The sequence below is a fragment of the Paraburkholderia sp. GAS33 genome (assembly GCF_050436645.1).
GTDB classification, from domain to species: domain Bacteria; phylum Pseudomonadota; class Gammaproteobacteria; order Burkholderiales; family Burkholderiaceae; genus Paraburkholderia; species Paraburkholderia phenazinium_B.
Window position 1 is genome coordinate 134,193 of the sequence record NZ_JBNDMP010000012.1, and the last position, 15,994, is coordinate 150,186.

The window sequence follows — 15,994 nt, forward strand, 5'->3', positions numbered from 1 at the left end:
TTCTCTAAAGATCGTACCCGGGATTACGCCGCGCAAGCCGGTGGGCGGCGGCGAGATCGAGACGAACCTGCCACTCCTCCGGTGAAACCAGATGACGGACATCAGGAATTTCGAGTGCGGTGCTCAACATGCTTTTCCTCCTGCCGCTCGCGCGGCGTGTTCTTCCTGCAGTTTGCGCCACAGGATCTTGCCGCTGCCGGATTTGGGTAACGACGTCACGAACTCGACAAACCGCGGCGCCTTGTACGACGCCATCTGTTCATGCGCCCAGTCGATGATATCGCTCTCAGTCAGTTTTCCTGCATAACCGGCGGCGGGCACGACCAGCGCCTTTACCGTTTCACCACGACGCTCGTCCTGCACGCCGATCACGCACACCTCATGAATGCCCGGATGCCGGTACATCAGCGCTTCCACCTCGGCCGGCCAGACCTTGTAGCCGGATGCGTTGATCATGCGCTTGAGGCGATCGGTCATGAAGAAATAACCGTCTTCATCGATATGCCCCAGATCGCCAGTGCGCAGAAAGCGTTTGCCATCGAGCTCGACAAACGCCTCAGCTGTCCCCTTGGGATTGCGCCAGTAACCCTGCATGATCTGCGGCCCGTTGACGACGATTTCGCCGGTTTCGCCCCGCGCCACTTCCTGCAGCGTGGCCGGATCGATCACCCGCGAATCGAGATCGAATACAGGAACGCCAAGGCACTGCGGTTTGGGACGATGAGGCGGGTTGATATGCGTCCCGGCGATCGTCTCCGACATGCCGTAGCCTTCTACATAGTCAAGGCCGGTCAGTGTCTTGAGCTTGCGCGCAATCGCCTCCGGCATGGCGGCGCCGCCGCCGCGCGTACCGCTCAGGCTGGAAATACCGTATTCAGCAAGCTTCGGATTGGACAAAAAGTCGACCATCATCGTCGAGATGGATTGCCACGCGGTGACGCGATAGCGCTGCATGCACTGCGCCGCTGCGTCGCGATCCCAGCGCGGCAATATGACGATGGTTGCGCCTGCATACAACGGACCGTTCATGCCGCCCTGCATGCCGGTGACATGAAACATCGGCAATACCGACAGATGAACGCTGTCTTGCGATCCCCCAAACCACACGCAACCACCCACCGACGTACTCATCACACTGCGATGCGTGTGCATGCAACCTTTCGGCTTGCCCGTGGTGCCGGATGTGTATGGCATCACGCACAGATCGTCTGGGCCGGCAGTGAGCGGCCCTGGAGCCAGGCGACGTTCAAGCACCGTGCTCCATGCGGTGACACCGTGACGTTCGATGGATTTTCGCGGCGCAGTGACGAACTCTGGAGGCGTAATGGGCAACGGCTGTTTCAGGTAGTCGCTATAAGTCGCGACGATTGCATATTTCAGGCCCTGCCCTGGCGCCTCGCCCAGCAAGGGCTCGATCTGTGGATACAGGCATTGCGGGACGATGGCGGTCGTCGCGCCGCTGTCCTCCACGTAATGCCGTAACTCGTCCGTCAGGTTCATCGGATTGACCGGCACAACCACCGCGTTCGCTCGCAGGATGCCGTAGTAGGAAAGCACCCATTGCGGACTGTTCTGCATGTAGAGCAGCACCCGGTCGCCGGCCTTTACTTCGCACTCCTGTTGCAAGAAACCCGCGATCCGTTCGGTTTCATCTTTGAACTCCGCAAACGTAACCGGCGTATCGTAGAAGATGATGAACGGCTTATCCGGAAAGCGGGTTGCCGCGACCTCGGCGTTATAGAACAGGCTGGTTTCCGGCAAGCTCAGGTGCAGTGGCACGCCAGTCGGCCAGTGCGCGTGATGAAGCGTATTCATGGTATCTGCTGCCCTCATGTTCTTGTATGCGTCTGCCTGTCTGCGCTCGTCGTCAGACGATGCTTGAGCCGCCATCTACCGCCAGATGCTGGCCGGTAATATGGCGCGACGCCTCGCTCGCGAGAAACACCACCGAACCCTTCAGATCTTCCTCGCCGCCGAGCCGGTGCAGCGGCGATTGCGCAATCACGGCTTCGCTCATGGTGGCGAGCAGTCCCGCCGACATCTTCGAGGGGAAAAAGCCCGGGCAGATCGCGTTGACGTTAATGTTGTGCCGGCCCCATTCGGACGCCAGCGCTCGCGTGAAGTTGATCGCCGCGGCCTTCGAGGTGTTATAGGCAATCGTGTTCATGCCGGCTGGCGCGCCCTTCAGGCCTGCTATCGAGGCAATGTTGATGATCTTGCCGGAGCGGCGAGGAATCATGCTGCGCTTGCCGACTTCGCGTGCGAGAAAGAATGGCGCATTGATGTTCAGGTTCATGACCTTGTGCCACGCCTCGTCAGGATAGTCCTCTGCAGGAGCGCCCCACGTTGCGCCGGCATTGTTGACGAGAATGTCTATGTGGTCGTAGACCCCCAGCACCTCGCTGACAAGATCGGGAATCCTGTCGAATTTCGCAAGGTCGTTGACGATGGTATGGACTTCGATGCCGAGCCCTTCGAGATGCGCTTTCGCCTCTGCCAGTTCGTCGGCCTTGCGCGCGGTGATCGCCACGCGGCAGCCCATTTCTCCCAGCGCCTCGGCCATCTGCAAACCGAGCCCGCGCGAGCCGCCGGTAATCAGCGCCACCTTGCCTTCCAGTTGAAACAGGTCTTTCACATGCATCAGGCGTCTCCTTGATATAGATGGGCTTCCGCGAAGCAGACGAGTCCGTTTTTTCAGTCCATCATACGTGTGAGCATTCGCTGTGTAAATAAAAGCATGACCGTTCAATTTATGCATAAACCGTCGGCCCCTCGTCTGTCATCGGGACTTACCCGGCTGTCGAGCCGACCGCACACCGATAGATGAGCGAATAACCGCGCGTACGTTGCGCCGCACCACCAGGAAGCCCTTGCCGGTAAAATCCCTCCTTACGAAATCAAAACTTACCGGTGCGCTCCACGCACAGCCCATCACAGTGACAACGACTCTCGACCAATTGCTTGCGGGACAACTGACCGGTGCGCAACGCCTGAAACTGGCCTGCGGGCTCCACGAATTTCCACGCGAAATTCTGGATCTCGCGGACACGCTGGAAATTCTCGATCTCGCCGGCAACGCGCTCTCGTCGCTACCTGATGATCTACCCCGCCTGAAAAGACTGCGCATCATCTTCTGCTCGGACAATCAGTTCACCGAGCTGCCCGAGGTACTCGGCCGGTGCGAGCAGTTAAGCATGGTGGGCTTCAAGGCAAACCGCATCCATACGGTGTCGGGCCGATCGTTGCCACCCGCACTCCGTTGGTTGATCTTGACGGACAACGAAATCGAAACGCTTCCGCCTGAAATCGGCAACTGCTCACAGCTGCAGAAGCTGATGCTGGCCGGGAACCGCTTGCAGACATTGCCAACGGAATTGACCGCATGTGCCCGTCTCGAACTGATCCGGCTCGCGGCGAACCGGCTTACGGAATTGCCAGCCGCGTTGCTCAAACTGCCTCGGCTCTCGTGGCTGGCGTATGCCGGCAATCCGTTTACCGCGAAACTGGAAGCCGCAGCATTGACAGAAACGCCGATCGCGGACGTGCACTGGGATGCGCTGGAATTGCATCATCAACTCGGCGAAGGCGCCTCGGGTGTCATTCATCGCGCAGCGCATCGCAAACACGAAAAAGACGCTCGCCATGTGGCCGTCAAGCTCTTTAAGGGCGACGTGACCAGCGATGGCTTGCCCCACTGCGAAATGGCGGCTTGCATCAACGCAGGCGCTCATCCCAATCTGATTCCGGTGCTCGGCAAGCTCAAAGAGCATCCAGCGGGGAGCGATGGCCTCGTCATGGAGTTGATCGATCCGCAATTCAGGAACCTGGCTGGTCCGCCCAGCCTCGATTCGTGTACGCGCGATATTTACAGCAACGACACTCGCTTCGATTTCCCCTCGGCATTAAGCATTGCATGCGGCATTGCTTCAGCAGCCCGTCATCTGCATCGGCGAGGCATCATGCATGGCGATCTTTATGCCCACAATATTCTGCATTGCGGTCAGGGAAGAGCCTTATTGGGCGACTTCGGCGCCGCGTCGTTCTATGCGCGAGACGACGGGACACTGGCTCCTTTGCTCGAGCGCATCGAAGTGCGGGCGTTTGGCTGTCTGCTTGAAGAGTTGATCGAGCGAATCGATAAACGTGAAGCAGAGCCGGACACTCTCGCTGCCTTGTTAAGGCTGCAGGCCGCATGTTTTAGCACAACGGTGGCCGCAAGACCGTCGTTTGAAGAGATCGTGGAAGGGCTTTCAGCATTAAGCGGCTCGCAAGGGAGCCTTGGCACTTAGCCACCGCAGGGCGCCGCGACAGCGCGTAATAAAACCGTCAGGATCTAACTGTGCTCCTCGCCAAGTCCGGCGACTGTACCGGTTCCAGCGGCAGTCGTGCCGCTAAGATGTCGCCTCGACGAGAGGTATATCGCTTCAGCTGCGAATCAAGGTGCGATCTGCCGCACTTTATTTTTTCTCCTCGTTATATACGCAGCGATATCACGATCTGTCCGACCCCATAGATCGCGACGTCTCCCCACACGCAATCACGACAAACGAAATGATCATCAACATGAGAAAGTCGCTACTCACAGCGGCGTTGTTACTCTCCTGGGCAGGAACCAGCTATGCACAAAGCAGTGTCACCCTCTACGGCATCGTCGATACCGCACTGATCTATGCAAACAACCAGACAACCGGCGGCGCAGGCGCACCCGGTCACAGCGGCATCGAAATGGACAGTGGCGGCATCAGCGGAACACGCTGGGGCCTGAGGGGTTCGGAAGATCTGGGCGGCGGCCTTTCCGCCGTCTTCCTGCTGGAAGATGGCTTCTCCAGCGCCAACGGAAAGCTCAGCAACTCGGGCGACCTGTTTGGCCGCCAGGCGTATGTCGGCCTGAGCTCGAACACCTACGGCACGATTACAGCGGGACGGCAGTATAGTTTTATGTCCCAATACCTCTCCGCGCTGAGCGCCGAAGGTCTCGGCTGGGCCGGCAATCTTGCTGATCACCCGTTCGACAACGACGACATGATCCGGCATCAAAGCATCCAGAACTCCGTAAGATATGAAAGCCCGACGTATCGCGGTCTGGCCGTAGGCACGATGTATGGCTTCTCGAATGAGGCCGGCGAGTTTTCGAACGATCGCGCCTATAGCATGGGCGCCAAATACGACAACGGACCGGTCTCCCTCGTCGCCAGCTATCTCCAGATCAATCGTTCGGCTGGCGCTGCTAACGTCAACGCGAGCGGCGCTGTCACCAACGACGATAGCGACGCCGTCATCACCGGCGGAAGTCAGCAGATCTGGGGGCTCGGTGGAAAATACGACTTCGGTCCGGCATCCATTGGACTGGTGTGGACCCATTCGTCGACCAACGACGTGACGAGTGTCTATCAAGGCGGCAACCTCGCGCCCTTGGTGGGCAGCCTGCTTCGCTTTAACAACTTCGAAATCAACGGCCGCTATTTCGTCACCCACGCTTTGGCGCTTTCCGCATCCTATACGTACACTGATGGACGTTTCGACTCGTCGACCGAAAGCCTTAGCCCCAAATGGCACGAGGCGATCGTACAGGCCGACTACCAGTTTAGCCGTCGCACCGATGTCTACCTGGAGAGTCTCTACCAGACGGTGAGCGGCGGCGGTGGCAATCCGGCATTCAATGCTTCGATGTTCAATGTGACACCATCCGCAAACAATCGTCAGTTACTGTTTGTAGCAGGCTTCCGTCACCGGTTCTAAAGCAGGTCTGTGCAGCAACGGAAACTAAAAAACTATTAATCCACCGTTCGCGGAAGTTAACTGCCAGACACTTGAGAAATTCCGCAGGTCCAAGACCCAGAAACGATAACGCCCAGGTTATCGTTTCGTTCCAAAAGTTTTACTGTCGCATCTTCAAACACCCCACTACTATCGCCTCCAAGGAGAGATTGACGTAACGCGTTGCTCTCCGGCCGTCGTTTTCCAGATGTAATCTCGCTGTAAATCAGAAACCTGTTTTGTTGAATGACGACACATTTCAATCGATTTCCTTTTATATAGGAATACGAAATTGTGGCGGTATATTTTTTCAAGTTAAACCACAGAAGGTAAAGAAACATGACTGACCTGTCGCGACGCAAAGTTCTGGTTGGCGCTGCAGCCTCGGCTGCAGCGCTCGGTGTAGCCGCCACTGCTAAAGCCGCGTCGTTCGGCAACCCCGATCGACCGCCCGAAGGCCAAATCAACGCAAAGAGCCCGACGAGCCTGAACGACCCCGGTCCGCAAAATCCGACACTGGCGGGTCAGTTCCCGTCGTTCCAGAATCCGCCGGCTACCGATATCAACGGCATGCCGCTTTTCTGGGCCTCGTTCAACAATGCCCACAAGCGCTACCAGAACGGCGGTTGGGCTCGCGAGGTCACGCAGGACGACTTCGCCATTTCGGAAGATATTTCGGGCGTCAACATGCGCCTCGCCGCCAACGGCATCCGCGAGATGCACTGGCACCAGCAAGCCGAATGGGCCATCATGCTCGACGGCAAGTGCCGGATTACAATTCTCGACGAACAAGGCCGTCCGCAAGTGGCCGATGTGAAAACCGGTGACCTCTGGTACTTCCCGCCCGGCCTTCCGCACTCGCTGCAAGGTCTGGGACCGACGGGCGCCGAATTCCTGCTCGCGTTCGACAACGGCCGCGCATCCGAATTCAACACGCTGCTGCTGACCGACTGGATTGCCCACACGCCGCCAGAGGTGCTTGCCGCCAACTTCAACGTTCCTGCGGACGCATTCAAGAACATTCCGGTCGACAATCTCTGGATCTTCCAGGGTGAAGACCCGGGTCCACTGGACGCCGCACAACGAGCGGTGGCTTCCCCGCTAGGCCTGCCTGCTCACCCGTTCATCTTCTCGCTCAGCGATATGCCGCCGACGAAGCTGACCAAGGGCGGCATGGTACAGATCGCCGACAGTCGCAATTTCAATGCATCCACCACGGTCGCCGCGGCCCTGGTCACGATCAAGCCGGGCGGCATGCGCGAACTGCACTGGCATCCGAACGCAGACGAATGGCAGTACTACATTAAAGGCGAAGCACGCATGACCGTGTTCGACACGGGTCCTAAGGCCGCCACTGCCGACTTCCGTGCCGGCGACATCGGCTATGTGAAGAAGAGCCTCGGCCACTATGTGCAGAACACGGGCAACACCGACCTGATCTTCCTTGAGATCTTCAAGGCTGATCACTTCGCCGAAGTGTCGCTGTCCGACTGGCTGACGCACACCCCACCGAAGATGGTCATGGAGCATCTGAACATCACCGCCGAGACGCTTGCACGGTTCCCCAATAACCGTCCTGACATATTGCCGATTTAACGGCTGCAACAGAAGTCGTACTGAGTTGCCGCCCGGGACATAAACGGTTCCGGGCGGCGCAAAAGGACCGGCATAGGCGGGTAGGCGACCGACGTCGCGCTCCATTAGCCGTTGCGTTCAATTCCGGTGGGTCAAGGTTAAGACGATGCTTCCATTTCTCAAGATACTCCAGCCGAGCGGTGCACCACTGTCCAGCGCGACGCAGCAAACTGAGCTCGCCGTGCGCGATGTGCTGAACGGACGTCGTAAAGGTGTACGCGCTTTTCTGCCGTTCGTTGGCCCCGCCGTCATTGCGTCGGTCGGCTACATGGATCCGGGTAACTTTGCGACCAATATCCAGGCGGGTTCGTCGTGCGGGTATGAGTTATTGTGGGTCGTCGTCGTGGCGAGTGTGGTCGCCATGCTGTTCCAGGCCATGTCGGCCAAACTGGGCATCGTCACAGGGCGAAATCTCGCGGAACTGTGCCGCGAGCAATTCCCGAAACCCGTCGTGAAGGCAATGTGGTACGGCTCGGAGATCGCCGCGATGGCGACCGACATTGCCGAATTTCTCGGTGGCGCCCTGGGCGTCTCACTGCTGTTTCATGTGTCGCTGCTCTGCGGCCTGGTCGTCACCGCTGTAGTGACGATGGCTATCCTGCTGCTCGACCGGGGAGGCTTTCGCCCACTCGAACTGGTCATCGCCACCCTGGTCGCCGTAATTGGGCTCAGCTACGTCTGCGAACTCTTCATTGCTCCGCCGGACTGGCATGCGACGATAATCGGCAGCATCGTGCCGCGGCTGCACGGAAGCAATGCGATCACGCTTGCCGTCGGTATCATCGGTGCAACCATCATGCCGCACACGTTGTTTTTGCATTCTGGCCTGACACAAAACAGGACTCCTGCGCGTAATGACGAGGAACGCCGCCGGCTGGTGTGGTTCTCTAACCGCGAGGTCCTCATTGCGCTCGGCATTGCAGGTTTCGTCAATCTGGCGATGGTGATGATGTCGGCGGCGGTGTTCCCGCGTTCCGCGGACGGCATCTCGGACATCAGCGTGGCGTATCACTCGCTGATTCCCCTGCTTGGCGTCGGCGCCGCCGCGGTATTCCTGATCTCGTTGATGGCATCAGGCATGTCGAGTTCGGTAGTAGGCACGATGGCGGGTCAGGTCATCATGCAGGGCTTCGTCGACTTCAAGATTCCTGTCTGGACGCGCCGCATCGTCACCATGGTGCCGGCCTTTGTAATTGGCCTGCATTTCAATGTGGTCAACGCAATGGTCATCAGCCAGGTCGCTCTCAGCTTCTTTCTGCCGATCCCGCTCGTCGCACTCGTGGTCCTTTCGTCACGCCGCAGCGTAATGGGCAAATTCACGGCCGGCAAATCTACGATCCTCGTCGCAGCGCTGGCCACCATCCTGATCGTCGCGCTGAATCTCGACTTGCTGAAGCAGGCACTGTCTTAAGGTTAATCAAGGAAACATCATGGGCTCACTAAGCATCTGGCATTGGCTAATCGTTGCGTTGATCGTCTCGCTCGTATTTGGAACGAAGAAGCTTCGCACAGTAGGCGGCGATCTCGGCACGGCGATTCGCGGCTTCAAGGACGCCGTGAACACAGAAACATCAGCCGACGCACCGACACCGGCCGCGACCACGGCGAGCACAGGAACATCATCTGTGCTCGCTGAGAACGTGACGCGCGTCACGCCATTGTCCTCGCAGGAAATGCGCTGAGTAGGGTTGCTCCTAAGCGCTGTAGATCGACACGGCCCGCAAAGCTGCCGTTAGACGTTCGCAAAGACCAAGCTTAGTGGTGGTCGACGGCAGTCACTATTTCACTGGTCTGCATCTCCCCTTCCTTGCTCAAAAACGTTTTGAAGGCTTGAGCGACGGGTGCAAGTTGCTTGTCCAGGCGGTGTACCACGTGCCACTTTTGCACTACCGGAAAACCCGCGACGTCGAGCACCGCCAGCATGCCTGCCCGCAATTCGAGCGTAACCGTATGAGCAGAAAGGAAGCTGACGCCCATTCCCGACATCACCGCTTGCTTGATCGCTTCCGTGTTGCGGATTTCCATCGGCTCGCTCAACTGCACTTGACCGTCGAAACACTGTTGCATTGCATTCCACGTGTCCGAACCTTTCTCGCGAACAATAAACCGCTCGCTACGCAGATCGGACAGGCGGATGTTTTCTTTGCCAGCAAGTGGATGACGCGGCGAAGCGACGATCAGAAACGCGTGCGGCGCGAACGGCGTACTAACGAATTTATGATCCGCTGGCGCGCCTACCATGATGGCGAGATCGATTCGATTCTCTTCCAGACGTCCAAGCAGCGCGTCGTGATTTTCCACGGTCAGATCCAGCTCGACCGCTTTGTTTTGTGCCGAGAATTCCGCCAGCAATCGCGGAAGAAAATATCCGCCGGTACTGATCACACCAATGCTAAGACTGCCTCCCGAGAGGCTTCTCATCTTTGCCAGGGTTTCCTCAGCTTCACGGAAACAGTGAATGATCGCGCGGCTATGGCGGAGCATTTCCTGACCAGCGGGTGTGAGGTAGATTTTTTTTCCAAGCTGCTCAAACAGCGATACGCCTGCATGTTCCTCAAGATGCTTGATCTGCGTCGAGACCGCCGGCGGCGACAGATTCAACTCGTTCGCCGCCCGGGAAAAACTCAGGCGGCGTGCGACAGTTTCAAAGGTCTTGAGTTGACGCAAAGTGGCATTCTTCACAGTGACCTGCACAAGGTTGAGGGTTTTACCGGGGATGCAGCGGTCTGCCGCGCGTCCCCAAGACAGGACGCACGGAGACGGCCTTAGATTAAACCGGCCCCGGAGCTAACGGGTATGACGTCAACATTGCAAGATTTTCATCTCGCATGCGATGCCGCGCGATTGCGCAAGCAACTCATACCTGCCAAAACCGAATTAAAACCCAAATCGACTCACCCCATCAGTTACACCTGTAACACAGCCCGTCTCGCATGCAATAGACCGGCAATCGGGGCCAGCGAAACTGTTACTCGACACCACTTGCAGCAGGCACACGCTCATGCAGCGAATTCTCAGCGCGGACTATGACCGGATCATCGGCAAGGTTCTCCGGGACACAGACCTCGAGTGAGTCCCGAACCATGCGCATACTTTTCGTTTCTCCACGGCATCCGGAGGCCAGCTGGTTGTATAAAGCCTTGCACGAAAGTACCCACAGCCTGTGCCGCACCCACGACGTGGTTCAGGGCGTGCGGCGGGCCATGCTGGAGTCGTTCGACGCCGTGATCCTGATGATCAACGACCCGGGCCTCTACTCTGACCTGGACTCGGCGCTAGCGAGGCTCTCGGCCGCTGCTCGTACTGCGATCCAGATCGTCATTCTCGCAGGGGCCACCGCTCAGGGGCGCACCGCAGCGTTACGCGCTGGCGCCGACGCCTGTTTTGCCCGACCGTTCTCATTCATCGAAATGCATGAACGTCTGCAGGCACTACACCGGGCCGCCCTGACACGCTCGCGTGGCGACCAGCAGGCCGTGATGCCGCTCCGGCTTGATTCCATGACGCGTGAACTGGTGAGTGGGGAGCGCCGCCTGCTCCTGACAAAGACCGAATACCTGTTACTCGAATGTCTGATGCGACAGGTCAATGTCCCCGTCCCTCACGAGCAGTTGATACGCTATGCGTGGCCCGGCAAAGACATCGTCACTTCCAGCAGTGTCAGTCCGTTAATCTGGCGATTGAGGTCCAAGCTGAAGACGCATGTGCCGCTGGTTCATATCAACACGGTGAACTGCTATGGCTATCAGCTAAGCGTCTTGCCGGGCTGAGGCGCCACTCACTGACTAAGGACTCGATGAAGCGTAAGCGCCAACTCGTCCGAACGCAGTGGTTTTCGTAGCAACGCCGCGACACCGGCGTTGGCCGCTTCGCTCTCGAGAAGCGGATTGCCGTAACCGCTGCAGAGAATAACCGGCAGCGTGTTCCGAATCGCGCGAATGCGGGCCGCCAGTTCAAGACCTGTCAGGTCAGGCATGGTCTGGTCCGTAACGATCACGTCGAAGCGGTCCGGATCGTCTTCGAACGCCCGCAATGCAGCGGTGCTGGATCGGAAGCCCACGGGTTCATAACCCAGTTCGGCCAACACCTCCTCGGCAAGCGTCACCAGCGCATCTTCGTCGTCGACGATCAGCACCACCTGCCCCTCACCGCGGGGCAGCGTTTCGGCAATATCCTCGACGGCGGGCGGCGGCGCTGCAGTGACGGGAAGGTAAATATCGAATCGCGTGCCCTCCCCGACCACGCTGTGAACGTCAATGCCGCCGCCATACTCGCGCACAATTCCGTCGACAAGCGAAAGTCCAAGTCCGGTCCCCTCACCGGTCTTGCGTGTCGTAAAGAACGGATTGAACATGCGTCCGCGTACTTCATGCGGGATTCCTGTGCCGCTATCGCTAACGCTCAGCCTGACGAAATCACCAGGCCCTACGATTCCATCCGATAACGCTTTGGCAGATATCAGATGCTGATCTTCGAGTGTTACTGCTAGTGTGCCGCCCGCCGGCATCGCCAGGACCGCGTTGCTGCAAAGATTCATGACGACCTGGTGCAGATGCGTGGCGTCGCCAGCAACGTAGGTATCCTTGGCAGTGAGCCTGATATCGAGGTCGATGTTGTCGGGCAAGCGAGCCTTTAGCAACTCGATGGTCTCAGCGACTGCAAGCAAAACATCGACGGGAACGCGCGCGGCCATACCGCTTCGACTGAAGGTCAAGATACGCTCGACGAGCGCCCGCGCCCGGTTACCGGCATTCAGAACCTGCTGGACGTATCGACGCTCGTCGCTCCCGGCAGGCAACGAGTGGAAGGCCCGTTCCCCATAGCCGAGAATCGCACCGAGAATATTATTGAAGTCGTGAGCAATGCCTCCTGCGAATGTGCCCAACGCCTCGAGCTTCTGCGATTGCCTCAGTTGTTCCTCGAGCTGGTCGCGTTCGTGTTCGGCCTCGCGGTGCGCGGTAATGTCTTCTACCGTCGCAATCAGCATGTCGTCGGTTTGCGGAAGATGGTGTTGCGAATGCGGGCGATGAGCCGCAACGCTCGCCATGCCGACGTCAGCCCAAACCACGCGCCCATCCAGATGTGTGAAGCGGGTTTGAAAGCGGACCGTATCGTGCACGCCGGATAGCAGTCTGGCGACGTACTCGCGCGCCGAAGCGACGTCCTCGCGATACGTGATGTCGAACGCACCCACCTGTTCGAGCTGAGCCGCGGAGTAACCCACCATCCGCTGGAACGCTGGATTGGTCGCCACATAGCGGCCATCTGCGGTCAATACGACAACGCCCAGCGGCGCATTTTCGAATACCGCTCGCCAGCGGCGCTCGCTCGAACGAAGCCGACTGTTCACGTCCTCCAGACGGCGCATCTGGCGGATCAGCGCATAAGCAAGGAATGCGACGAAGGCAGAGATCGAGCCCGTGCGCACCACCGCATTGATCGAACTTGTGCGCCAGTCGGCCAAAGCGACCGACTTGTCACGTGAAACGACAACTAGCAGAGGGAACCCGGGGACCTGACGCGTCGCGGCAAGCGCGTCGGTGGGCAGCTTTCCTTGAGGCTCGGCGGCAAACTCGACGATTGGCGTGCCGCCATCGCGCAGCAGCCTGATAGCGGCCCCATCGCCCAGGTCGATGCGTTTATAGAAGTCTCTAAAGTACTCCTCTTCGACGAGCGCACGCGCCACACCCACAAACCGGCCCTCCCCGTCCTGCAGACGAATCGCTACGGCGAACGTCGGCGTTCCGTCAATGAGACTTTGCAACGGCTCGCTCACCACGACCGCCTCTCCGGACGATTTCCTCAAATCCTTGAAGTACTGACGATTGGCGATATTCGGACTCGAGTTCGCGGGTGGCACCGTCGTGGCAATACGGTTGCCGTTCTCGTCGGCGATCGTCACCTCGCGAATCTGTGGCAAGCCGTCGATCTGGCGCCTAAGGAAAGCAGCTTTCTCCGCAGGCGTTTCCACCTGGTTGCGCGGGTCCCGCTCCCATACCGATGTGCGCCTCAGGATCAGCTCCACCTCCTGTAGCGAGCGGGCCGTCTGTTCAGCAAGCGCGCTCGCGAGGCTGGAGACTTCACGGTCATTGTCTGCGAGGGTCAAGCGGCGCGCCCGCCAGCTATCCCAGCCGGACGCCACACATACCAGCAATACGATCAGGCCTGCACCTATCGCGATGACCCAGTGCAGGTAGGGTCCGCTGATGACACGTCTTGTTGGCTCCGCCTCGGCCATGGTTCTCGCGATAGGGTGGACACTCACCGGACCTCAGCATCATGGAACAGCCCGCCAACCGCGGAAACCAGCTGCTCGCAGCTAAACGGCTTGGCCAGCACGCGGTCTACGCCGAGCTGTCGCGCCATCTCCGCGCCCGTCCCGGGTCCAGGCTGAAAATATCCGGAGACCGCTATGATATACGCGGTTGGAAAGCGGGCTTGCAATTGCTGCAACGCTTGCGCCGCGCCGACCTTTGGCGAGTTCAGGTCGGCGATGACGACTGCAAACGAGTGGCGTTCCTCGGTTCGCAGCGTGTGTAGCGCCTCGGAATCGCAGACAGCGTATCCGGCATCCGTCAGCCACAGCGAGACCAGTTCATGCATGAACGGATCCTCGTCCAGAACCAGAATGTCCTTTCCACGCGCCATGACGGATGCCCCATCATTGGTTGACCGGGGTCGCTTGAGTTACGGTAGTCCGGGCTATTTAAAGCGCGTGAAATTGCCGCGCTGTTTCTCTTTTGTGCCGTTCTATTACATTTGAAATGAAGCTTTGCGTTGCGCAGGCTACAGCGCAACGGAACTCAATTTTTCCACTGGTACGGCGAAGACGTAGCCGGCGCCCCGCTCGGTTTTGATAAATTGCGGCGTGGACGCGTCTTCCTCGATCTTGCGACGCAGACGCAGAATCTGCACATCGATGGAACGGTCGAAAACATCGTCGTACAGACGACTTGCTTCGAGCAACTGATCGCGTGACAAAACCCGCCCCGGTGCCGACAGAAACGCACTCAGCAGAGAGAACTCGCCATTCGTGAGTTCAATGCGTTCACCGGCTGGCGTCGTCAACTTTCTGGTGCCGATATTCAGTTCCCAACCGGCGAACCGATAGGCGCGAACGTCGAGTTGACGACCGATCAGGGTCTGAGATGCGGCTGTGCGGCGCAGGACCGTGCGGATTCGCGCGAGCAGTTCGCGCGGGCTGAATGGCTTGGTAACGTAGTCGTCGGCGCCCAGTTCGAGCGCCATGACGCGGTCCGCTTCGTCGAGCCTGCCGGACACGATGATGATGGGAAGCGAGGACTGGTCGCGCACTCGCCGGGCGATCTGCATGCCGTCTTCCCCCGGCATGCGCAGGTCGAGCACGATCAGATCGATCGCAAACTCTTTAAGAGCCGCAGCCATTTCCTTGCCATTCGCTGCTGCCGCAACCCGCATGTCGTTCTCGCGGAGATAGTCCGCAATCAGCGTTCTGATTGCGGGATCATCATCCACCACGAGAACGTGAGGAAGATTTTCATTGCTCATGCCTGGCGCTCCTATAACCGCCTGGATTATAGCGTGCAGGCCTTTCAGCAAGCTCTAGGTGAAACGCTCCATGGTCTCGTTAGCGAGATCGAGAAAAGCCTGCACAACAGGATTGATGTGCTGCAATTGCGGACGCAGGGTAAAACCCCGGAACATCACATCCGGCGAAAACGGGCGGAACACGATCCGCTCCGGATTCGTGTCGAGCGTGGCAAGCGGGTTCACCACACCAATCCCGAGTCCGCGGGACACCATGGCGCAAATCGTCGCGCCGTACGGGGTTTCGATTGTCGGCACCTGGTTGACTTCTGCCTGACGCAGGGCGCGATCGACCGCCGAGCGCGTATCGTCCGCATACGAGGACAGGACAAGACGCTCGCCCCTGAGGTCGCGCGCGTGAATACGCTTTTTGCCCGCAAGAGGGTGCCCGGCCGGCAACGCGCACACGCCGGCGAGGCGATACAACTCAGCGCTCGTCACACCGAATGCATCGGGCGTGGTGGTGGCAAAGCCGATGTCGCAATAGGCAGACGACGCCCAGCGCTGGATGGTCCCTTCACTACGCATTTCCAGTGCAACGGCGATGCGCGGATACGCCGCCAGAAAGCGCTCGATCACCATCGGCACAAACGACAGCGCGAGCACCGGCGCCGCCACGAGCCGCAGGCGGCCCGTGCCGAACTGCCGGATTTCGCGCGCGGAATTCACGAGCTTCTCCAGCCCCACGAAGCTTCGATCGACCTCCCGGTAAAACGCGCTTCCCGCATCGGTTGCCTGGATGCGCCCACCGTTACGCGTGAACAGGGCGAGCCCCGTCGATTGCTCGAGCTCCGCAATCAGGCGGCTGATGCTCGGCTGCGACGTGCCCAGTTCTGCGGCCGCCGCCGTCATCGAGCCACGCAGCATCACCAGCCGGAAGGCCTCGATTTGTCGCTGATTCATTGGATAGATCCCTCCTTTGAGCCTCGATCCGGATCAGCATGCCATATCAAAATTGAATAGCAGACGTTTTTGGCCGTATTTGACTGGATGATCGACGCAAACCTAGACTGGTTCCTACGCTTGTCACTTCAAA

At 58.8% G+C, this 15,994-nt stretch carries 14 protein-coding genes; 6 read left to right on the forward strand and 8 right to left on the reverse strand.

What is annotated here, in order from left to right; all coding sequences use genetic code 11:
- Positions 1-4: 4 nt before the first annotated feature.
- Genes P3T24_RS30095 through P3T24_RS30105 form a run of 3 tightly spaced genes read right to left on the reverse strand, consistent with a single transcriptional unit; the run spans position 5 to position 2,641 of the window.
- Positions 5-130 carry a hypothetical protein gene (locus tag P3T24_RS30095; RefSeq protein WP_429440295.1) on the reverse strand — a complete coding sequence of 42 codons (126 nt, stop codon included), beginning with the start codon at positions 128-130 and terminating at the stop codon, positions 5-7.
- Entirely contained in the window at positions 124-1,815 is a 1,692-nt protein-coding gene (locus tag P3T24_RS30100; protein WP_429440297.1) for a long-chain fatty acid--CoA ligase, read from the reverse strand. Before P3T24_RS30100 ends, P3T24_RS30095 begins: the two co-directional genes overlap by 7 nt.
- A 52-nt stretch (positions 1,816-1,867) precedes the next feature.
- Positions 1,868-2,641, reverse strand: a complete 774-nt coding sequence (locus tag P3T24_RS30105) for an SDR family oxidoreductase (RefSeq protein ID WP_074267410.1) — start codon at positions 2,639-2,641, stop codon at positions 1,868-1,870.
- A 295-nt stretch (positions 2,642-2,936) separates the two neighbouring features.
- On the opposite strand from P3T24_RS30105, the gene P3T24_RS30110 reads away from it, so the two are divergent.
- The 5 genes from P3T24_RS30110 to tatA all read left to right on the forward strand — a co-directional run bounded on the left by P3T24_RS30110 (position 2,937) and on the right by tatA (position 9,074).
- A complete protein-coding gene (locus tag P3T24_RS30110) occupies positions 2,937-4,289 on the forward strand; it encodes a leucine-rich repeat-containing protein kinase family protein (RefSeq protein ID WP_429440298.1) in 1,353 nt (450 codons plus the stop codon).
- Between the two features lie 274 nt (positions 4,290-4,563).
- A complete protein-coding gene (locus P3T24_RS30115; protein WP_429440300.1) occupies positions 4,564-5,739 on the forward strand; it encodes a porin in 1,176 nt (391 codons plus the stop codon).
- 357 nt (positions 5,740-6,096) lie between these two features.
- Positions 6,097-7,353 (forward strand): oxalate decarboxylase family bicupin, encoded by a 1,257-nt coding sequence (locus tag P3T24_RS30120; protein ID WP_429288923.1) that lies wholly within the window; start codon positions 6,097-6,099, stop codon positions 7,351-7,353.
- Between the two features lie 145 nt (positions 7,354-7,498).
- Complete coding sequence (locus tag P3T24_RS30125) at positions 7,499-8,803, forward strand: Nramp family divalent metal transporter (protein ID WP_429440301.1); 1,305 nt, start codon at positions 7,499-7,501, stop codon at positions 8,801-8,803.
- 19 nt (positions 8,804-8,822) lie between these two features.
- Entirely contained in the window at positions 8,823-9,074 is a 252-nt protein-coding gene (gene tatA / locus P3T24_RS30130; protein ID WP_429410571.1) for a Sec-independent protein translocase subunit TatA, read from the forward strand.
- A 73-nt stretch (positions 9,075-9,147) separates the two neighbouring features.
- On the opposite strand, the gene P3T24_RS30135 is transcribed toward tatA, so the two are convergent.
- Positions 9,148-10,074 (reverse strand): LysR family transcriptional regulator, encoded by a 927-nt coding sequence (locus tag P3T24_RS30135; protein WP_429288920.1) that lies wholly within the window; start codon positions 10,072-10,074, stop codon positions 9,148-9,150.
- 446 nt (positions 10,075-10,520) lie between these two features.
- Here P3T24_RS30135 and P3T24_RS30140 point away from each other — a divergent pair, with 446 nt between their 5' ends.
- Positions 10,521-11,162, forward strand: a complete 642-nt coding sequence (locus P3T24_RS30140; protein ID WP_429440302.1) for a response regulator transcription factor — start codon at positions 10,521-10,523, stop codon at positions 11,160-11,162.
- Between the two features lie 8 nt (positions 11,163-11,170).
- Here P3T24_RS30140 and P3T24_RS30145 read toward each other — a convergent pair whose 3' ends face one another.
- From P3T24_RS30145 to P3T24_RS30160, 4 genes are all read right to left on the reverse strand, one after another.
- A complete protein-coding gene (locus tag P3T24_RS30145; protein ID WP_429440303.1) occupies positions 11,171-13,657 on the reverse strand; it encodes an ATP-binding protein in 2,487 nt (828 codons plus the stop codon).
- The gene (locus P3T24_RS30150; RefSeq protein WP_074267402.1) at positions 13,654-14,040 is read right to left on the reverse strand and encodes a response regulator; all 387 of its coding nucleotides are present in this window, start codon (positions 14,038-14,040) and stop codon (positions 13,654-13,656) included. The genes P3T24_RS30145 and P3T24_RS30150 overlap by 4 nt, the downstream gene beginning before the upstream one ends.
- A 138-nt stretch (positions 14,041-14,178) precedes the next feature.
- Entirely contained in the window at positions 14,179-14,919 is a 741-nt protein-coding gene (locus P3T24_RS30155; protein ID WP_074267401.1) for a response regulator, read from the reverse strand.
- 54 nt (positions 14,920-14,973) lie between these two features.
- Entirely contained in the window at positions 14,974-15,861 is an 888-nt protein-coding gene (locus P3T24_RS30160) for a LysR substrate-binding domain-containing protein (RefSeq protein WP_074267400.1), read from the reverse strand.
- Between the last annotated feature and the right edge of the window lie 133 nt (positions 15,862-15,994).

Coding starts and splice junctions, on each gene's coding strand:
- P3T24_RS30115 (WP_429440300.1), top strand. CDS start 4,564: ATGAGAAAGTCGCTACTCACAGCGGCGTTGTTACTCTCCTGGGCAGGA.
- P3T24_RS30160 (WP_074267400.1), bottom strand. CDS start 15,861: ATGAATCAGCGACAAATCGAGGCCTTCCGGCTGGTGATGCTGCGTGGC.
- P3T24_RS30100 (WP_429440297.1), bottom strand. CDS start 1,815: ATGAATACGCTTCATCACGCGCACTGGCCGACTGGCGTGCCACTGCAC.
- P3T24_RS30125 (WP_429440301.1), top strand. CDS start 7,499: ATGCTTCCATTTCTCAAGATACTCCAGCCGAGCGGTGCACCACTGTCC.
- P3T24_RS30150 (WP_074267402.1), bottom strand. CDS start 14,040: ATGGCGCGTGGAAAGGACATTCTGGTTCTGGACGAGGATCCGTTCATG.
- P3T24_RS30105 (WP_074267410.1), bottom strand. CDS start 2,641: ATGCATGTGAAAGACCTGTTTCAACTGGAAGGCAAGGTGGCGCTGATT.
- P3T24_RS30120 (WP_429288923.1), top strand. CDS start 6,097: ATGACTGACCTGTCGCGACGCAAAGTTCTGGTTGGCGCTGCAGCCTCG.
- tatA (WP_429410571.1), top strand. CDS start 8,823: ATGGGCTCACTAAGCATCTGGCATTGGCTAATCGTTGCGTTGATCGTC.
- P3T24_RS30095 (WP_429440295.1), bottom strand. CDS start 130: ATGTTGAGCACCGCACTCGAAATTCCTGATGTCCGTCATCTGGTTTCA.
- P3T24_RS30155 (WP_074267401.1), bottom strand. CDS start 14,919: ATGAGCAATGAAAATCTTCCTCACGTTCTCGTGGTGGATGATGATCCC.